The sequence below is a fragment of the Nonomuraea zeae genome (assembly GCF_005889725.1).
GTDB lineage: Bacteria > Actinomycetota > Actinomycetes > Streptosporangiales > Streptosporangiaceae > Nonomuraea > Nonomuraea zeae.
Genome location: NZ_VCKX01000273.1, coordinates 1 through 16,520, shown reverse-complemented (window position 1 = coordinate 16,520; position 16,520 = coordinate 1). Strand labels below are relative to the sequence as shown.

Genomic DNA, 16,520 nt, shown 5'->3' with positions numbered 1-16,520 from the left:
GCCGCTCGAGTACCCCGAAGGGCCTTTCCGCTCGACTTGCATGTGTTAAGCACGCCGCCAGCGTTCGTCCTGAGCCAGGATCAAACTCTCCAAACAATGCTTGGAAAAGTGGTTGAATCCCAACCAATAAGGAATCCATCAAGAATCCGAAAACCCTTGACGGGGTTATGCATGGTTAATCATGCACTGGCTTTTAACACACTGTTGAGTTCTCAAGAAACGGACGCGTACATCCCCACCAGAATCATTACGATCCCGGCTCGGAGGCGTTCATTTCGTTCTGCGTTCTTTCGTTGTGTCTTAATTCTTTCAGCCGTTCCAGTCTCTGTCAAATTGACCGGACTTGCTCGACCTGCGGGAATTAAGCTCTGCCCCGTTTCCGGGACAACCCCTCTAACTTACCAGCCCTTCCGGACAGATGTGAAATCATCCGGAAGTTCAGTGAAGAAAGTGGGATTTGCCGGGCATCCTCTGAGTTCTGCGAACCCCTTGATCGCCCTGCGCGAAGCAACTCTAGCAGTCCGCCGCCCGTGCTTCGGCACACTCAGGTAATCATGGGGTCGTTCCCTCACCACCAGATGCTCAAACCTGGCCGGTCAGCGTCCTGGACGGCCCCTCCGAGTCAAGCCGACAGCAAGTCATCCGCAATCGCCTCTCTGTACGAAGTACCTACGAGCAGACTGCGCTCTCGGAGGTGCCCGCTATGACCCGCTCGGAGTTCGATGACATCCGCGCCTTTCTCGCCGATGGGGCGACTCATGCCGGGGACCTGCTGAGAGTCGCCCGAACTCTCATCGACGACCTGGAGCACGCACGCATGCGTGAGGCCGTGCTGCGTACTCACTATCTGCGCCTGCTCACGGCCGCGCGGGCGAGTGTCGCGGCGGAGTCCGTGGCCGCGTCCGACCCCCTGGCCTTCATCAAGCACGAGCTCGCCGAGAGGGGGCAGCTGCCTGAGGACGGCGAGGCCGTGCAGCGCATCCTGGCCGACGCCGGCACGGCGGCCGCACTGCTCGCCGCCATGGAGGGCGCCACGCCGAAGAGGCCGAGCGGGATGCGCCTGCGCCGCTGCGTCGGCACCGGCAGAAGGCTGCCCAGGTAGCCGTCCGCGTCCTCCTCGGATGTAGTCGCCCGTCCCAGGTAACCGTCCTGCCGACGTCACGATCCCCCAGGTGACCGCTCTCCCTAGGCCAGGGCCTCCCCAGGTCGCCGTCCTCGCCGGAGGGCTGCCCCAGGCGAACGGTCTCCAGGAGTGGTCACTCGGGCAAGGAGCGCGACCCGGGATAGACCCAGACTCTCCGCTGACCGCACGACAACTCCGGGCATACCGGACCTTGGCTGGTCGGCTGTAAGACTTCGCATATGTGGCAGCGCAGCTTGAACTGGGCGGCGATTCTCCTAGTCGGGACATTTGGCCTGATGTGGGTGGGCGTCGTCGTCTACGCCGATGAGACCTCTGCCACCTGGATGCGAATCGCCCAGATCATCTTCGGCATCCTGCTGGCCGGCTGGGCCCTGCAGAAGGCGATCTCGATGTTCAGCAAGATCTGAGCCCCCGCCGAAATCCCCGCTATGACTGGAACCGGTACCCCATGCCCGGCTCGGTCAGCAGATGCACCGGATGCGCCGGGTCGCGTTCGAGCTTGCGCCGGAGCTGGGCCATGTACTGGCGCAGGTAGTGCGTCTCCTTCAGATACGCATCTCCCCACACCTCGGTGAGCAGCTGCCGCTGGCTGATCAGCTTGCCCGGGTTCTTCAGCAGGATCTCCAGGAAGTGCCACTCGGTGGGCGTCAGGCGCACCCCGCCCGAGATCGTCTTGCTGGCGAGGTCGACGACGTGATCCCCCAGCCGTACCGTGGCGGGCTCCTCGTCGTGCCGGCTCGTGCGGCGGGTCACCGCGCGGACGCGGGCGAGCAGCTCGTCGATGCCGAACGGCTTCGTCACGTAGTCGTCCGCGCCCGCGTCCAGCGCGTCCACCTTGTCCGTGCTGTCCGCTCGCCCGGAGAGGACGATGATCGGGATCGAGGTCCAGCCCCGCAGGCCCTGGATGACCTCCACCCCGTCGAGATCGGGCAGGCCCAGGTCGAGGATGACCAGGTCGGGATGCCACTCGGCGGCCTGGCGCAGCGCCGAACCCCCGTCCGGCGCGACCGCGACCTCGTACTGCCTGGCCGTCAGGTTGACGCGCAGCGCCCGCAGGAGCTGTGGCTCGTCGTCCACCACGAGTACGCGGGTCATGCGGCTCGCCGCAGCGAGATGGTCATGGTCAGTCCCCCTCCGGGTGTGTCCTCCGGCACCAGCGTGCCGCCCATCGCCTCGGTGAGGCCCCGCGAGAGCGCGAGACCCAGCCCCACCCCCGCGTGGCTGTCACGGTCACCGAGCCGCTGGAAGGGCATGAACACCCTTTCATGCGATTCCGGCGGAATGCCGGGCCCCCGGTCGGCGATGCGGATCTCGACGTTCTCGCCGTGCCAGCTCGCACTGACGAGCACGCCTCGCCCGGCCGGGCTGTAGCGGACGGCGTTCGCCATCAGGTTGACGAGCACCCGCTCCAGCAGCGCGGGGTCGGCCATGAGCTCAGGAAGCCCGGGCGGGACGTCGGCCTTGATCCGGTCGCTCACCGGGCCGAGTTCGTCGATCGCGTGCGGCAGGACGTCCTCGATGGCCACCGGGGTCAGCGCCACCCCGAGGGCTCCGGCCTGGAGGCGGCTCATGTCGAGCAGGTTCGAGACGAGCCGGTTCAGCTTGATCAGCGACTCGTCGGCGGTGGCGAGCAGCTCGGCGCGGTCCTCCGGAGACCAGTCCACGTCGGTGCCGCGCAGGCTCTCGACCGACGCCATGGCCGCGGCCAGCGGGGTGCGCAGGTCATGGCTGACGGCGGCGAGCAGGGCCGTACGCATCCGGTCCACCTCGGCCAGCGGCTCGGCGCGCTCGGCCACCGCCCGCAGCCGCTGCTGCCGCAGCGCGACCGCCGCCTGGGCCGCGAACGCCTCCAGCACCCGCCGATCGCTGGCGTCGAGCAGCCGGCCCTGGGCGGCGAGCACGAGCCCCTCCTCGATCACGACATCGTTGTCGGCCTCTCCCGGGCTGGTGGACGGCGGGCCCCCCGAGGTGGAGACGATGCGCCAGTCGTCGGGGAAGGCCTCGCCGGTTCGTTCGAGCAGGGTCACCGACGTCATGCCGAACGTCTCGCGCAACCGGCTCATCAGCGACGGCAGCGCCGCCTCGCCTCGCAGCACGTGACCGGCCAGCGTGGACAGCACTTCGGCGTCGGCCCGCGAGCGCGCCGCCTCCCTGCTGCGCCTGGCGGCCAGGTCGACGACCGTGCTGACCATGGCCGCCACCAGCACGAAAATGGCCAGGGAGAGCACGTTCTCGGGCTGGGCGATCGTCAGCGTGCGCACCGGCGGTGTGAAGAACCAGTTGAGCAGCGCGAACCCGAGCACCGCCGCCGTCAGCGCCGGCCACATGCCCCCGGCCAGCGCGACTCCCACGACGAGCAGCAGGAAGAGCAGGATCTCGGTGGGCAGGGCGAGGTGCAGCGGGAGCAGCGCGGCCGTGAGCAGCGGCAGGCCGAGCAGCGCCAGCGCCCAGCCGGACAGCCGGCGCGTGCGCGTCAGCGCCGCTCCCGAGCCGGCCCGCGCCCGCCCCTTCCGCACCGCTTCGTGCGGGACCATGTGCACGTCGATCGCCCCCGCCAGCGTCGCCGTCGTCACGCCCACTCCACGCGACAGGATCTGCGCGAACCGCCCTCTCCTGGACGCGCCGAGCACGAGCTGGGTGGCGTTCACGCCGTGGGCGAAGTCGAGCAGCGCGCGCGGGATGTCGTCGCCGACCACCTGGTGGTAGGTCCCGCCGAGGTCCTCGACGAGCGTGCGCTGGCGGACCAGGTGGGCGGGGTTGGCGCCGGAGGACAGGCCGTCGGCCCGGGTGATGTGCACGGCCAGCAGGTCCGCGCCCTTGCTGCGGTCGGCGATGCGCGCGGCCCGCCGTACGAGCGTGTCCCCTTCCTTGCCTCCCGTGAGCGCGACGAGCACCCGCTCACGGGTCTCCCAGGTGGTCGCGATGGCGTGGTCCGTACGGTAGCGGTCGAGTTGCTCGTCGACCTTGTCCGCCACCCAGAGCAGCGCGAGCTCCCGCAGAGCGGTCAGGTTGCCGACGCGGAAGTAGTTGGCCAGCGCGGCGTCCACCCGTTCGAGCGGGTAGATGTTGCCGTGCGCCATCCGGCGGCGCAGCGCCTCGGGCGCCATGTCCACCAGCTCGATCTGGTCGGCCCGGCGTACGACCTCGTCGGGCACCGTCTCGCGCTGGGGCACCCCGGTGATCTGCTCGACCACGTCGTTCAGCGATTCGAGGTGCTGGATGTTGACGGTGGAGACCACGTCGATGCCGGCGTCGAGGATCTCCTCGATGTCCTGCCAGCGCTTGGCGTTGCGGGAGCCGGGCACGTTCGTGTGGGCGAGCTCGTCGATCACGGCGGTCTTGGGGGCCCGGGCGATGACCGCGCCGGCGTCGAGCTCGGTGAACGTCGCGCCCCGGTAGGACAGGGTCAGCCGGGGCAGGATCTCCAGGCCGTCGAGCAGGCGGGCCGTGCGCTCCCGGTCGTGGGTCTCGACGAGGCCCACGACCACGTCCTTGCCCCGCTGACCGGCCCGCCGCGCCTCGCTCAGCATGGCGAACGTCTTGCCCACCCCGGGCGCCGCGCCCAGGTAGATGCGCAGCCTCCCGCGGGGCCTGCCTTCCATTCCTCCAGGTTACGGCTGGTACGGCGGCGCGACTCCCCAGCCCCAGTGCGGCACCGGAGCCTGCGCGGGCGGCTCCGCGCCGGGCTGGGAATTCTGCCGGGCCAGCCTGGTGCCCCATTCGATGTAGCCGGCGAACGCGGCCCTGAACTCGGGGTCGTCGGGCAGCCCCACCTCGTCGGCCGCGTCCATGAGCAGGCTCACCCACCTGCGGCGCTGCGGCTCGGTGATCGCCTTGCCGAGATGGTGGCGGAGCATGGCCGGATAGCCGCCGCGCTCCTTGGTGTAGCGGTCGGGCCCGCCGAAGACCTCGCTGAGCCACATGGCGACGTGTCGCGGATGGCCCGGGTCCATGTGCGCGAACAGCGGCCCGATCAGGTCGTCCTTGACGACGCTGCGGTAGAACGTCTCGGTCAGCCGGTCGAGGGCCTCGCTGCCGCCCGCCCACTCGTACAGGGTCGGCACTGCCTTTTCAGTCATGTAATCATGTAATCACCTGCGTGCTTCGCAGACAATCCATGGTGAGTGCCGGAGAAATGAGAAAGACCCGGCCTCCGTTTCCGGAGACCGGGTCTTCTTCTTCTTGGTAGCGGGGGCAGGATTTGAACCTACGACCTCTGGGTTATGAGCCCAGCGAGCTACCGAACTGCTCCACCCCGCGTCGGCGTGACAGTCATAACTATACCCCCTGTCAGCAGTGGAATGTCCCGGACTTCAGATCGATCTTCCGGGCGCATTTCCACCGCCGCACAAAAGGCAAAGGCCCGGAGGACGAACCTCCGAGCCTTCCACTTGGTAGCGGGGGCAGGATTTGAACCTGCGACCTCTGGGTTATGAGCCCAGCGAGCTACCGAACTGCTCCACCCCGCGTCGTTGTGTGTCTCAACCATATCGGCGACGCAGGGTGGGCGCAAACTGAATGGCCTACGACCCCGTCGGTGACGGTGTCGGTGGTGGTGAAGCCGTGGTCGAGGCCGTCGGCGACGCTGACGGCGATGCGGACGCCGACGGCGCGGCCGACGGGCTCGCCGACGGGGCGGGCTGACGCGAGTTCGCCCCTTCGAGGGCCTTCAGAGCTTCCTCCAGCCGCTTCTGGGCGGCGCCGTAGGCGTCCCAGTCGGGCGGGCTGGCCTGCAGGGCCTTCTGCGCGTCCTCGTAGGCCTTCTTGGCGTTGGAGATCGCCGAGTTGAGCGCCGTGTTGGTCTGGCTCGTCGTCGGTGTGGTCTGCTCCTGCTGGCTGGGTTGCGTGTTCTGCTCGCCGCCGAAGATCTCTGTGAGCGCCTCTTCAAGCGTGCGCGCCACACCGATCTTGCTGCCGAAGGACACCAGGACCCGCTGCAGGATCGGGTACGGCTCCTGTCCGCCTCCCGCGGCCACCTGGATGTACACCGGCTCGATGTAGACCAGGCCACCCGCGTACGGGAGCGTCAGGAGATTGCCGTACCGCACCGACGAGGCACCCACGCCCAGCAGGTTGAGCTCACCGGCGAAGCGGCTCTGGAAGGAGTTTTGCGCCTGCCCTGGACCCGGTATGGGTGTGCTGGACGGCATGCGCAGGATGCGCATCCGCCCGTAGCCCGAGCCGCCCGACGAGTCGACCGCCATGAACGCCGCCAGGTTGGGCCCCTGGCGCGGCACGAACGTCGTCGTCAGCGAGAACGTCGGCGAGCCGCCCGGCATCGTGGTGGTCAGGTAGTAGGGGGGCTGCTTGATGTTCTGGGAGCCCTGGGTCGGGTCGTTGGGGACGTTCCAGAAGTCCTGGCCGCTGTAGAAGGCGGCCGGGTTGGTGATGTGGTAGCGCGACAGGGTGTAGCGCTGCACCTTGAACAGGTCTTCCGGGTAGCGGACGTGGTTGCGCAGATCGGCGCTCATCTCCGAGGCCGGCCTGATGATGCCGGGGAAGGCGTTGCTCCACGTCTTGAGCACCGGGTCGTTGTTGTCCCACCCGTAGAGCTTGACCGTGCCGTCGTAGGCGTCGACGGTGGCCTTGACCGAGTTACGGATGTAGTTGATCTTGTCGCTCGGCTGCTGGGCGATCACGCGGCGGTCGGTCGTGGTGTCGCGCGTCATGTCGCCGAGGCTCTCGCTCTGGGCGTAGGGGTAGTCGTTGGACGTGGTGTAGCCGTCCACGATCCAGGTGATGCGCCCGTCGACGATGGCCGGGTAGGGGTTGCCGTCGAGGGTCAGGAAGGGCGCGACCTTCTCGATCCGCTCGCGCGGGTTGCGCACGTACAGGATCTTGGAGTTGTCGTTGATGTCGCCCGAGAGCAGGATGTTCTTCTCGCCGTACTTGGCGGCGTAGACGAGCCGGTTGAGGAACGAGCCGACGGGCACGCCGCCCTGGCCGGTGTAGGTCGTGTTCTTCTGGCCCGTGCCGCCGGTCTCCGGATAGTCGAGCTCCTGCGGGTTGTTCGGGTTGCCGCCGGCGATGACGTACGGGGCCGAGCTCGGGTGCTCGCCGAAGTAGACGCGCGGCTCCTGGAGCTTGGTGCTGGCCGCCAGCGGGCCGGTGACCGGCATGTCCTTGGCGTCGTAGTCGGGCAGGCCGCTGGTGTCGACCTTGTTGCCGGGGGCGGCGACGAAGCCGTAGCCATGGGTGTAGACCAGGGCCTGGTTGATCCAGTTGTTCTGGCCCTCGGGCGGCGCGGTCAGCTCGCGTACGCCGACGATGTGGTCGATCAGCTTGCCGGTGCCGTCGTTGTAGCGGTCGACGTCGAGCGGCTCGGCGAAGCTGTAGAAGCCCCTGATGCGCTGGGTCTGCTCGTAGGTGGAGGAGACCAGCGCCGGGTCGAGCAGCCGGACGCCGGAGACCGAGGTGTCGCCGTTGTCCTGGACCTTCGCCGGGTCGGCCACCGCGTTGTACGTCTCGACCTCTGTCTTGTCGACGTTGTACGCCTGCCGCGTCGCCTCGATGTTGCGCTGGATGTACGCGGCCTCCTTGCCCTGCTGGTTGGGCTTGACCTGGAACTGCTCGACCAGCGCGGGGTAGACGCCGCCGATCAGGACGGCCGAGAGCACGAGCAGGCCGAAGGAGACTCCCGGCAGCATGCCGCCGGGACGCACGACGCCGGCGAAGAACAGCACGGCGCAGATCAGCGCGATGATCGCGAGGATGGTCTTGGCCGGCAGCACGGCGTTGACGTCGGTATAGGAGGCGCCGTGCACGAAACCGCGGTCGGAGAAGACCAGACCGTAGCGGTCGATCCAGTAGGCGACGGCCTTGAGCAGCACGAAGATGCCCAGCAGCAGCGACAGGTGGGTGCGGGCCGCCCTGGAGGCGTGCACGCCCGGCGACTGCAGGCGGAAGCCGCCGTACAGGTAGTGGGTGATGGCGGCCAGCACGATCGAGATGATCACGGCGGTGAACAGGAAGTTCAGGACCATCCGGATGAACGGGTAGTCGAACATGAAGAACGACACGTCCATCTTGAACAGCTGGTCCTGCTTGCCGAACGACGCGCCGTTGATGAACTGCAGCCACGTCTTCCACTGCCCCGCGAACGAGGAGCCGGAGAAAAGGGCGAGCAGGCCCATGCCGACGATGAAGATCAGCTTGCGATGGGGGTCCAGGGCCATGCGATAGCGGTCCGCACCGCTCCCGCCGCCGAAGGACGCCGGCCCGAACATCGGCCGCATCCGGAAGGCCAGCAGCATGTTGCCGCCGGCGATGCCGACCATCAGCACTGCTCCGACCAGGAACAGCACGATCTGGGTCAGCAGCACACCGGTGAAGACCGTCGTGAAGTTGGTCGAGTCAAACCATAGATAGTCGGTGTAAATGCCCGAGAAGAGAAAGAACAAGGCAACGATCGCCACTAGGGCGATCGCTACAGGCAGAAGCAGTCGCGGACGGCGGGGCAAGCGCATCGCCCTGCCGGCTCCTGGGGTCCGGAAGCTCAAGGCCAACCCCTCGTCGTAATGAAGAAACGGTCCGTGTCTGGCAACCTACACCGGTGTACCAGCCCTCTTACTAACGCACAGCTATCGGCAGAAGTTTCATCCGGCCTCGCACGCGGGCACGTTGCCCTTGCCCGTGCGCAGTGCGTCGAGGGCCAGCACCGCGTTGTGCAGCGTGTCGGCCTTGACCAGGCGAAGCCCGTCGGGAACGGCCTTCATGGCCTCGGCGCAGTTGTCTGCGGGGGTCAGGAAGACGGTCGCGCCAGAGTCTTTGGCGCCGACCATTTTCTGGGGAATTCCGCCGATCGGGCCGACTTTGCCCCCCGGCTCCATCGTGCCCGTGCCGGCGATCTGCTTGCCACCGGTGAGCTCGCCCGGCGTGAGCTTGTCGAATATGCCGAGCGAGAACATCAGCCCGGCGCTCGGCCCGCCCACGTCGCCGACGTTGATGTCGACCTCGAAGGGGAACTTGTATTTCGCCTGCATGAGCACGCCCACCTGGGTCTGCCCCTTGGGGCCCGCCACCGTCTGCACGGTGACGTCGAGTTTCTCCTTGCCCCTGGTGACGTTGAAGACCACGTTGTCACCCGGCTTGTGCGCCTTGACCGTGTCGCCCACGACGTCGACGTTCTTCGCCGGCTTGCCGTCGACGGCGTTGATCTCGTCGCCCTTCTGCAGCTTGCCGTCGGCCGGCTTGCCCTTCTCCGTGGACACGACCGTGACGACCACGTCGTAGTGGATCTTGAGCTCGTTGAGCGCGGCGGCGGTGGCCGAGTCTTGCGAGTCGGTCATCTCGACCATGTTCTCCTCCTCGACCTCCTTGGGGTTGCGGTCGGGGGCGAAGATGGTCTCCTGCGGGACCACCGCCACGGTCGGATCGATCCAGCCGCGCAACGCCGTCAGCAGGTCGATCTGCGCGGCGGGGCCGCCCTGATAGGCCACGGTGACGAGACTCAGCGCGCCGCTGGTCGGAAAGGTCTCCCGCCCCTTGATCGAGATCACGGGCTTCTTGTCGACCTCGCCGATCGTGTTCTCCGTCGGCCCCGGGCTCAGCACCACGTACGGGACCGGTCTGAACGCGCCCACCACGCCGAGCGCGAGCACGAGAATTCCCGCCAGCAGCAGGGTCAGGGCGCGTCGTGACATGGTGATGAGCTTATTCGCCGGCGCCGACCCATTCGGTCTCGCCGTCGGCGAACGCCTGGTGTTTCCAGATCGGGACGTGCGCCTTGAGGTCGTCGATCAGCCTGCGCGCGGCTTTGAACGCCTCGTCCCTGTGCGGCGCGGCCACCGCGACGATGACGGCCGCGTCGCCCAGCGCCAGGTCGCCGACCCGGTGGACGGCGGCCAGCGCCGTCACGGGGAAGTCGGCGGCGATCTTCTCGGCCACCTGCCGCAGCTCGGCCTCCGCCGAAGGGTGTGCCGAGTAGGAGAGCCCGGTCACCGGCTTGCCGTGGTCCTGCTCGCGCACGGTGCCCACGAAGAGCGTCGTCCCGCCGGCGGCGTGGTCGCCCACGGCGGCCAGCACTTCGTCGACGGACAGCGGGGTGTCACGGATGCCCAGCAGGCGGATGACGTCCACGGAAGGGAGCCTACCAACAAGAAATCTCCCCGCCAGCCTGCTGATTTTCCCGTTGTGCCTGGTCAAACCGCCGACGGCAGCCCTCTTGGGTAAATTTCCGTTAAATCCTTATTGGCGCCTCTTCTTGCGCACCTGGCGGACGATCGCGGCGGTGCCGATGACGGCCACCGTGGCGCCCGCGGCGGTGAGCGTCGCCTCCTTGACGGGCAGGCGCCGGCCGACCACGGTCGTCCGGTTTTCGCGCAGCTCCAGGAGCTGGGCGAACGCGGCCTCGTTGGTCCACGCCGGCTTCCAGCCCGCCTCGCGCAGCGCGACGCAGTCGACGACCCACGGATAGACGACGTAGTGCAGGTCGGTCGCGGGAGCCGGCGTGATGCCGAGCCGGTGGAGCCGCTGGGCCGTGCCGAACGTCAGCCCCGCGGGCAGCTCCAGGCTGCGGATGCCGGACAGCTCCTCGACCGTCTCGTGCTCCATCCACCCGTCGGAGCCCACGGCGACCACGCCGGTGACCACGCCGCGGGCGGCCAGCTCCAGCGCCGAGACCAGGTCGTCGATGTGGCAGAACTGCCAGTGCGGGCTGCAGCCCTTGACGGTCAGCAGCCTGGGCGACTCGAAGTGGCGGGTGATCACGGTGTCGACGCCCGGTCCGACGACCGCGGCCGGGCGCAGCACGGTCACCTCCAGGCCGGGATGGCTGCGCAGCGACCTGCGTACGAGGGACTCGATCTCCAGGAAGTCGCCCACGACGCCGGTGTCGGGCTCGGCCGCCACCGGGCCGTCCTCGGCCAGCGGCACCTCGTTGTCGGGCGCGGCGCCGTAGACCATGGCGCTGGTGACCAGCACCACCCGGCGCACGCGCGCCGCCGCGCTGGCCGTCAGCACCGTCTGGGCGGCACGCAGGTTGTACGCCCGCCGCTCACCCGGATCGGAGTCGACCGCGTAGTCGCCGGCCAGATGGACCAGGACGTCGATGTCCGAGATCCGGTTCGCCAAGAGCGGATCTCGTACGTCGATCACCCTCCAGGTGGCTTCCGCGACGTCGCCGCGTTCCTCGTCGATAGCCACCACCCTGCGGAAATCCGCGGAGGACACGAGCCTTGCGAGCAACTCGCGGCCTAGGCCGGAGGCCGCGCCCGTGACGGCTACGACAGGTTGACGCGGGCGTTTCGAGGTAGGCACCAGGTCCTCACTTTGCACTGATCCGCCGTAGGACGACTAACGTGGCGGATGTGGACTCCTCCATCCTGCACGAGGTAGAGCGGTGACTGACCTGCCAGGTCGCGAAAACGACCCTAACGAAAACCCGTTCGCCATGTTCGGCAACCCTGAGCAGATGGCTCAGGCGATGCGCCAGTTCGCCGACATGCTGTCGGCGCCCCAGGGCTCCGGCCCTGTCAACTGGGACATGGCGAAGAACATCGCCAGGCACGCGGTGGTCGCCGAGGGCGACCCGAGCGTCATGGAAGGCGAGCGCCGGCAGATCGTCGACGCCCTGAGCCTGGCCGACCTGTGGCTGAACGAGGCGACGACACTGCCCAGCGGCGTGTCGAACCCGCGGGCCTGGAGCCGGTCCGAGTGGATCGAGAACACGGTTCCGATTTGGCGCAAACTTTGTGAGCCGATCGCCGAGCGCATGGTCGAGACCATGGGCGGCGCTCTCGGCGGCTCCGGGCTGCCGCCCGAGGCCCAGCAGATGGCCGGGCCGCTGATGGGCATGCTCAAGCAGATGGGCGGCATGATGGTCGGCCAGCAGATCGGCCAGGCCATCGGATCGCTGGCACGCGAGGTGGTCGGCACGACCGACATCGGCCTGCCGCTGTCCGACACCGCCGCGCTGCTGCCCGGGGGCATCTCCTCCTTCAGCGAGGGCCTGGAGGTCCCCGCCGACGAGATCAGGCTCTATCTGGCGCTGCGCGAGGCCGCGCACCACCGGCTGTTCCAGCACGTGCCGTGGCTGCGCTCGCACCTGCTCGGGGCGGTCGAGGAATACGCCAAGGGCATCACGGTCGACACCTCGGCGCTCGAAGAGCAGATCCGCGGGCTCGACATCAACAATCCCGAGGCGATCCAGGAGGCGCTGAGCGGGGGCAACCTGCTCAAGCCCGAGGAGACCGAGCGGCAGAAGGCCGCGCTGGCCCGCCTGGAGACGATGCTCGCCCTGGTCGAGGGGTGGGTGGCCACCGTGGTCGACCGGGCCGCCGAGGGCAAGCTGCCCTCCGCCGTGGCCCTGGCCGAGACCGTACGCCGGCGCCGGGCCACCGGTGGGCCGGCCGAGCTGACGTTCGGCACGCTGGTGGGGCTGGAGCTCCGGCCGAGGCGGCTGCGCGAGGCCGCGGCGCTGTGGCGGGCGCTGGAGGCCGAGCGCGGGGTCGACGGGCGCGACGCGCTCTGGGGCCACCCGGACCTCATGCCGACGGCCGAGGACCTCGACGACCCCGACGCGTTCGTACGCGGCGAGGCCGCCTGGGACATCTCCCAGCTCGAGGCCAAGCCGGACGACGGCGAGAACGAGGGCGACAAGGGTTGAGCCTGCACCAGGACGCGGTGTCGGTGCTGTCCTCCTGGACCGCGCCCACGCCCGGTGAAGAGGCGCTGCGCACGGAGTTCCTTGAGCACCTGCGCTCGCACGACGACGCGATGCTGCGCGAGTGCGTGCCCGGGCATCTGACGGCCACCACGGCGGTGCTGTCGCACGACGGCTCCCGCGTGCTGCTCACGCTGCATCCGAAGGCCGGCATGTGGCTGCCCATGGGCGGCCACTGCGAGGTCTCCGACGACGCGCTCGGGGCGGTGGCGCTGCGGGAGGCCCACGAAGAGTCCGGGATCGCCGGGCTCGAGCTGCTGCCCGGCCCGCTGGCGCTGGACAAGCACTCCGTGTGGTGTCATCCGCCGCTCTGCTGGCATCTCGACGTCGAATACGCCGCCGTCGCGCCGCCCGGGGCCGAGGCGGTGATCAGTACGGAGTCGCTGGACCTGCGCTGGTTCCCGGTGGACGAGATCCCCGAGCTGTCCGACGAGGCCACGCGGCGATTGGCCGCACGCGGACAGGCCGCGCTCAGCTCAGGCTCACGCGCCTTTGGCTAGAGTCCTTTGCGTCGTTCCAAAGGGGGTTGCGTGGAGACTTCTGCCGTCGGTGGCACCATCGTGACGCCCGCGCGCAAGCGCAGGAAGTTCCCTGGGACGGCGTTGACGTGGCTGGCCGTGACCCCGTTCGCCGCCTGGGCGGTGACCAGGGTGGCCGGTCTGGAGCGAGGGTCCCTGCCCACGCAGCTCATGACCGCCACCCCGTACGCCGCGGCGGGGTCGCTGATCCCTCTCCTGATCGCCGCGGTCGGGCGCAAGCGCGCGGCGACCGCCGTCGCCCTGCTGGCCACGACCGCGCTCGGCTTCGCGGTGCTGCCCAGGGCACTGGGCACGGCGGAGGCCACGGCGGGCAGGCCGCTCAAGGTCATGACGATCAACATGCTGTTCGGCAGGGCCGACGTGCAGACGATCATGAAGCTGGTACGCGACTTCGGCCCTGACGTGCTGAGCACCCAGGAGCTGACGCCCGGCGCGGTCGCCGATCTCGACGCGGCCGGGCTCAAGGAGCTCATGCCGCATCGCGTGCTGCAGGACGAGTGGAGCGCCGGCGGCAGCGGGCTCTATTCCAAGCATCCGGTGCAACCGCTCTGGGACCTGATGCCGCCGGTCGGGCACCAGATGCCGGCCGCGCTGATCTCGCTGCCCGGCGGGAAGCCGATCGAGTTCATCGACGCGCATCCCTTCCCGCCGCTGGGTCCTCAGGTCACCAATTGGAACGAGGCACTAGCGGCCTTCCCGTCCGCCTCTACCGACCGGGTGCGGGTCCTGGCGGGCGACTTCAACGCCTCGCTGGACCACGCCGCCATGCGCGGCCTGCTGGCCCGCGGCTACAAGGACGCGGCCGACCAGGTGGGGGCCGGGCTGATCCCGACGTGGCCGGCGAACAAGCGGGTGCCGCCGATCATCACGATCGATCACGTGCTGGTGGACGAGCGGGCAGGGGTGCGGGAGGTCAGCGTGCACGACGTGCCGGGGACCGATCACCGCGCCGTGCTGGCCGAGCTCACCGTGCCGGTCTGACGCTCAGCGGGTCGTGATCAGGGCTCGCGTGTTGTCCCAGCCTTCGAGGCCGGGGTCCAGGCGTTCGACGTCTTCGCGCGTACGCAGGCGGTGCCAGCCGGGGGTGGTGGCGACGCGGCGCGGGCCGGGGGCCTGGGCGCGCAGCGTGGCCACCACGTCCGGGTCGTCCAGGTCGGGGTCGGCCCAGCCGGGCGCGGGGAGCGCGCAGGCCATGGCCACGGCGCCGCCGTCCTCCGCCGGGCAGATCGTGATCTCGGCCCTGCCCAGCTCCCTGAACAGCTTGCCGACCAGGAGAGGTGGCAGATCGGGCGCGTCGCCGCCGATCACCGCGATCTGGTCGGCGCTCAGGCGGCCGAGGATCGTCTTGAGAGGCTCGTCGTCCTCAATGGCGATCACCTGGGTGCCCGGCCAGACGATCTCCTCCAGCTCGGGAACGCTGGTGATCAGGACCGGGGTGACGAGCTCCAGGCCCGCGACCATCTCATAGGTGTCCTCGGCCACCGCCGTGAGGAACTCCCCGGGGTCGACGCCGGGGGGCGCCGCCTGTGCCATGTGCCGTCGTACGAGGACCGCGGCTATGCGCGTCAACACTCCTCCGGTGCCGTGTGGGCCGCGGCGGAGAATCCCTCCAGGAACCCGCGCGCCCGCTCCGCCTTCGGATACTGTTCTACCAGCGCCCAGAACTTGGCCCCATGGCTGGGCACCAGCAGGTGCACGAGCTCGTGGATGATCACATAGTTGATGACCCACTCGGGCAGGCCCTTGAGGCGGGTGGAGATCCTGATCGTGCCGTTCTCCGGGGTGCATGAGCCCCAGCGATGCTGCTGGTTGTCGACCCATCGCACGCTCACGGGGTCGGGCTTGCCGTCGAGGTATCTGACCGACAGCTCCTTCGCCCGTTCGAGCAGGGCTTCGTCGGTCGGCCTTCGCCGGCGTTCCTTGGCGGCCAGGCGATCCAGCATCCGGCTCACCCATTCATCCGCGTCTTCGCCGCTCAGCCAGGCGGGCAGGAGCACGATCGTCTTGTCGCCGTCGCGGTAGGCGGAGACCGTACGCCGGCGACGAGAACTGCGACGAACCTCGACTGTCTCGGGGGGCACATATGCACGGTAGCCGAGACTGGCGAAATTCCACAGAGGGTGGACCTTGTTTCTGCTGGTCAGATGATTAAGAGCCGGTGAATTTGGGCATGCGCCTTTCCCGATGTGCGGACAGGCCCTCCAGCATGTCCGAGGAGGCCATGGTCACGGGCTGGGCCAAGGACTCCCACCTCAGAGCGGCTTCCAGGTCTTGATGGTCTTGGTTTAGGGCCACTTTGGTGAGCCTTGTGGCAATGGGGGCGTTCTGGGCGATCTTCGTGGCGATGGCCCGCACTTCCGACATTAGGTCATTTTTCGGGAAAGCCTGATTTACCAGACCTTTATCTGAAGCCTCCCCGCCGGACAGGGTCCGGCCCGTCAGGAGCATCTCCCGCGCCAGGCTCGCGCCCGCCCTGCGGGGCAGGAGGTACGTGGCCGCCATGCCGGGGTGCAGGCCCAGCGACGTGAACGGGGCCAACAGCTTGGCGTCGTCGGCGGCGTACACGAGGTCGCAGGCCAGCGCCACGCACAGACCTGCACCCACGGCGGGGCCGTTGACGGCGGCGATCGTGGGGATCTCGAGCTCGGTGACCATGAGCCAGGTGCGGTAGAAGGCGAGCATGCGATCGCGCAGGGCGGGCACGGCCTCGGCGCCACGCTCGCCGAGCCAGGACAGGTCGCCACCGGAGGAGAAGGCCGTGCCGGCGCCGGTGACGATCAGGCAGCGGGCGTCGCGGTCGCCGGCCAGGGCGGCCATGGTGTCGCGCCACTGGGCGGTCATGGCGTCGGTCATGGCGTTGCGCAGGTCGGGGCGGTTGAGGGTGATGAGGACGACTCCGTCGTCGGTGCGGTCGACCAAGAGCTCGTTCATGCGGGTCAGCGTAACCCGGGCCGGTCTCCTGGAGATCGACTCCTCGCCTCTCCAGTCAGCCCTTCGCCACCCTCGAACCTTCGCGGCTCTTCCGGACCTCCGCCACTTCAGACCTTTCGCGGCTCCATCGGACCCCCGCCACCCTTAGGCCTTTCGCGGCTCTACCGGACCTCCGCCACCTTCGGGCCTTCACCGCCCTATCGGGCCTTCAGGGCATCCGCCTTGCCCCACCCCACTCCCCCAC

At 68.6% G+C, this 16,520-nt stretch carries 15 protein-coding genes, 2 tRNA genes and 1 rRNA gene; 5 read left to right on the top strand and 13 right to left on the bottom strand.

All coding sequences use genetic code 11. The features are described 5' to 3' along the window. Positions 1 to 96: ribosomal RNA gene (locus ETD85_RS49315) — 16S ribosomal RNA — on the bottom strand; the annotation flags it as partial. Positions 97 to 703: 607 nt separating this feature from the next. On the opposite strand from ETD85_RS49315, the gene ETD85_RS49310 reads away from it, so the two are divergent. Further along, the gene (locus ETD85_RS49310) at positions 704 to 1,102 is read left to right on the top strand and encodes a hypothetical protein (protein WP_138696780.1); all 399 of its coding nucleotides are present in this window, start codon (positions 704 to 706) and stop codon (positions 1,100 to 1,102) included. 317 nt (positions 1,103 to 1,419) lie between these two features. Beyond that, complete coding sequence (locus ETD85_RS67095; RefSeq protein ID WP_276617389.1) at positions 1,420 to 1,551, top strand: hypothetical protein; 132 nt, start codon at positions 1,420 to 1,422, stop codon at positions 1,549 to 1,551. Between the two features lie 19 nt (positions 1,552 to 1,570). On the opposite strand, the gene ETD85_RS49300 is transcribed toward ETD85_RS67095, so the two are convergent. The 9 genes from ETD85_RS49300 to ETD85_RS49260 all read right to left on the bottom strand — a co-directional run bounded on the left by ETD85_RS49300 (position 1,571) and on the right by ETD85_RS49260 (position 11,404). Then, positions 1,571 to 2,239 carry a response regulator gene (locus ETD85_RS49300; protein WP_138696778.1) on the bottom strand — a complete coding sequence of 223 codons (669 nt, stop codon included), beginning with the start codon at positions 2,237 to 2,239 and terminating at the stop codon, positions 1,571 to 1,573. Beyond that, complete coding sequence (locus ETD85_RS49295) at positions 2,236 to 4,746, bottom strand: DUF4118 domain-containing protein (protein WP_138696777.1); 2,511 nt, start codon at positions 4,744 to 4,746, stop codon at positions 2,236 to 2,238. Before ETD85_RS49295 ends, ETD85_RS49300 begins: the two co-directional genes overlap by 4 nt. Positions 4,747 to 4,755: 9 nt before the next feature. Beyond that, a complete protein-coding gene (locus ETD85_RS49290) occupies positions 4,756 to 5,223 on the bottom strand; it encodes a group II truncated hemoglobin (protein WP_138696776.1) in 468 nt (155 codons plus the stop codon). A 104-nt stretch (positions 5,224 to 5,327) separates the two neighbouring features. Beyond that, positions 5,328 to 5,404: transfer RNA gene (locus ETD85_RS49285), tRNA-Met, on the bottom strand. A 132-nt stretch (positions 5,405 to 5,536) separates the two neighbouring features. After that, a tRNA-Met gene (locus ETD85_RS49280) sits at positions 5,537 to 5,613 on the bottom strand. Positions 5,614 to 5,667: 54 nt separating this feature from the next. Next, complete coding sequence (locus tag ETD85_RS49275) at positions 5,668 to 8,610, bottom strand: UPF0182 family membrane protein (protein ID WP_138696775.1); 2,943 nt, start codon at positions 8,608 to 8,610, stop codon at positions 5,668 to 5,670. Positions 8,611 to 8,739: 129 nt separating this feature from the next. Beyond that, positions 8,740 to 9,786, bottom strand: a complete 1,047-nt coding sequence (locus ETD85_RS49270; RefSeq protein WP_138696774.1) for a YlbL family protein — start codon at positions 9,784 to 9,786, stop codon at positions 8,740 to 8,742. Between the two features lie 10 nt (positions 9,787 to 9,796). Then, positions 9,797 to 10,222, bottom strand: a complete 426-nt coding sequence (locus ETD85_RS49265; RefSeq protein WP_206059361.1) for a molybdenum cofactor biosynthesis protein MoaE — start codon at positions 10,220 to 10,222, stop codon at positions 9,797 to 9,799. Positions 10,223 to 10,330: 108 nt separating this feature from the next. Next, a complete protein-coding gene (locus tag ETD85_RS49260) occupies positions 10,331 to 11,404 on the bottom strand; it encodes an NAD-dependent epimerase/dehydratase family protein (RefSeq protein WP_138696782.1) in 1,074 nt (357 codons plus the stop codon). Between the two features lie 130 nt (positions 11,405 to 11,534). Between ETD85_RS49260 and ETD85_RS49255 the strand changes: the two genes are divergently transcribed. Genes ETD85_RS49255 through ETD85_RS49245 form a run of 3 tightly spaced genes read left to right on the top strand, consistent with a single transcriptional unit; the run spans position 11,535 to position 14,326 of the window. Then, positions 11,535 to 12,749, top strand: coding sequence for a zinc-dependent metalloprotease (locus ETD85_RS49255; protein ID WP_138696773.1), 1,215 nt, complete (start codon positions 11,535 to 11,537; stop codon positions 12,747 to 12,749). After that, on the top strand, positions 12,746 to 13,306 hold the full coding sequence (locus tag ETD85_RS49250) for an NUDIX hydrolase (RefSeq protein ID WP_138696772.1): 561 nt from the start codon (positions 12,746 to 12,748) through the stop codon (positions 13,304 to 13,306). The genes ETD85_RS49255 and ETD85_RS49250 overlap by 4 nt, the downstream gene beginning before the upstream one ends. 30 nt (positions 13,307 to 13,336) lie before the next feature. After that, entirely contained in the window at positions 13,337 to 14,326 is a 990-nt protein-coding gene (locus ETD85_RS49245; protein WP_138696771.1) for an endonuclease/exonuclease/phosphatase family protein, read from the top strand. A 3-nt stretch (positions 14,327 to 14,329) separates the two neighbouring features. Here the strand turns inward: ETD85_RS49245 and ETD85_RS49240 are convergent, their stop codons facing one another. The 3 genes from ETD85_RS49240 to ETD85_RS49230 all read right to left on the bottom strand — a co-directional run bounded on the left by ETD85_RS49240 (position 14,330) and on the right by ETD85_RS49230 (position 16,276). Next, positions 14,330 to 14,914: a DUF2064 domain-containing protein gene (locus tag ETD85_RS49240; RefSeq protein WP_138696770.1), complete on the bottom strand. Its 585-nt coding sequence runs from the start codon at positions 14,912 to 14,914 to the stop codon at positions 14,330 to 14,332. Beyond that, complete coding sequence (locus ETD85_RS49235) at positions 14,911 to 15,426, bottom strand: M48 metallopeptidase family protein (RefSeq protein WP_206059360.1); 516 nt, start codon at positions 15,424 to 15,426, stop codon at positions 14,911 to 14,913. The genes ETD85_RS49240 and ETD85_RS49235 overlap by 4 nt, the downstream gene beginning before the upstream one ends. 67 nt (positions 15,427 to 15,493) lie before the next feature. Further along, positions 15,494 to 16,276 (bottom strand): enoyl-CoA hydratase/isomerase family protein, encoded by a 783-nt coding sequence (locus ETD85_RS49230; protein WP_138696769.1) that lies wholly within the window; start codon positions 16,274 to 16,276, stop codon positions 15,494 to 15,496. Positions 16,277 to 16,520 lie beyond the last annotated feature (244 nt).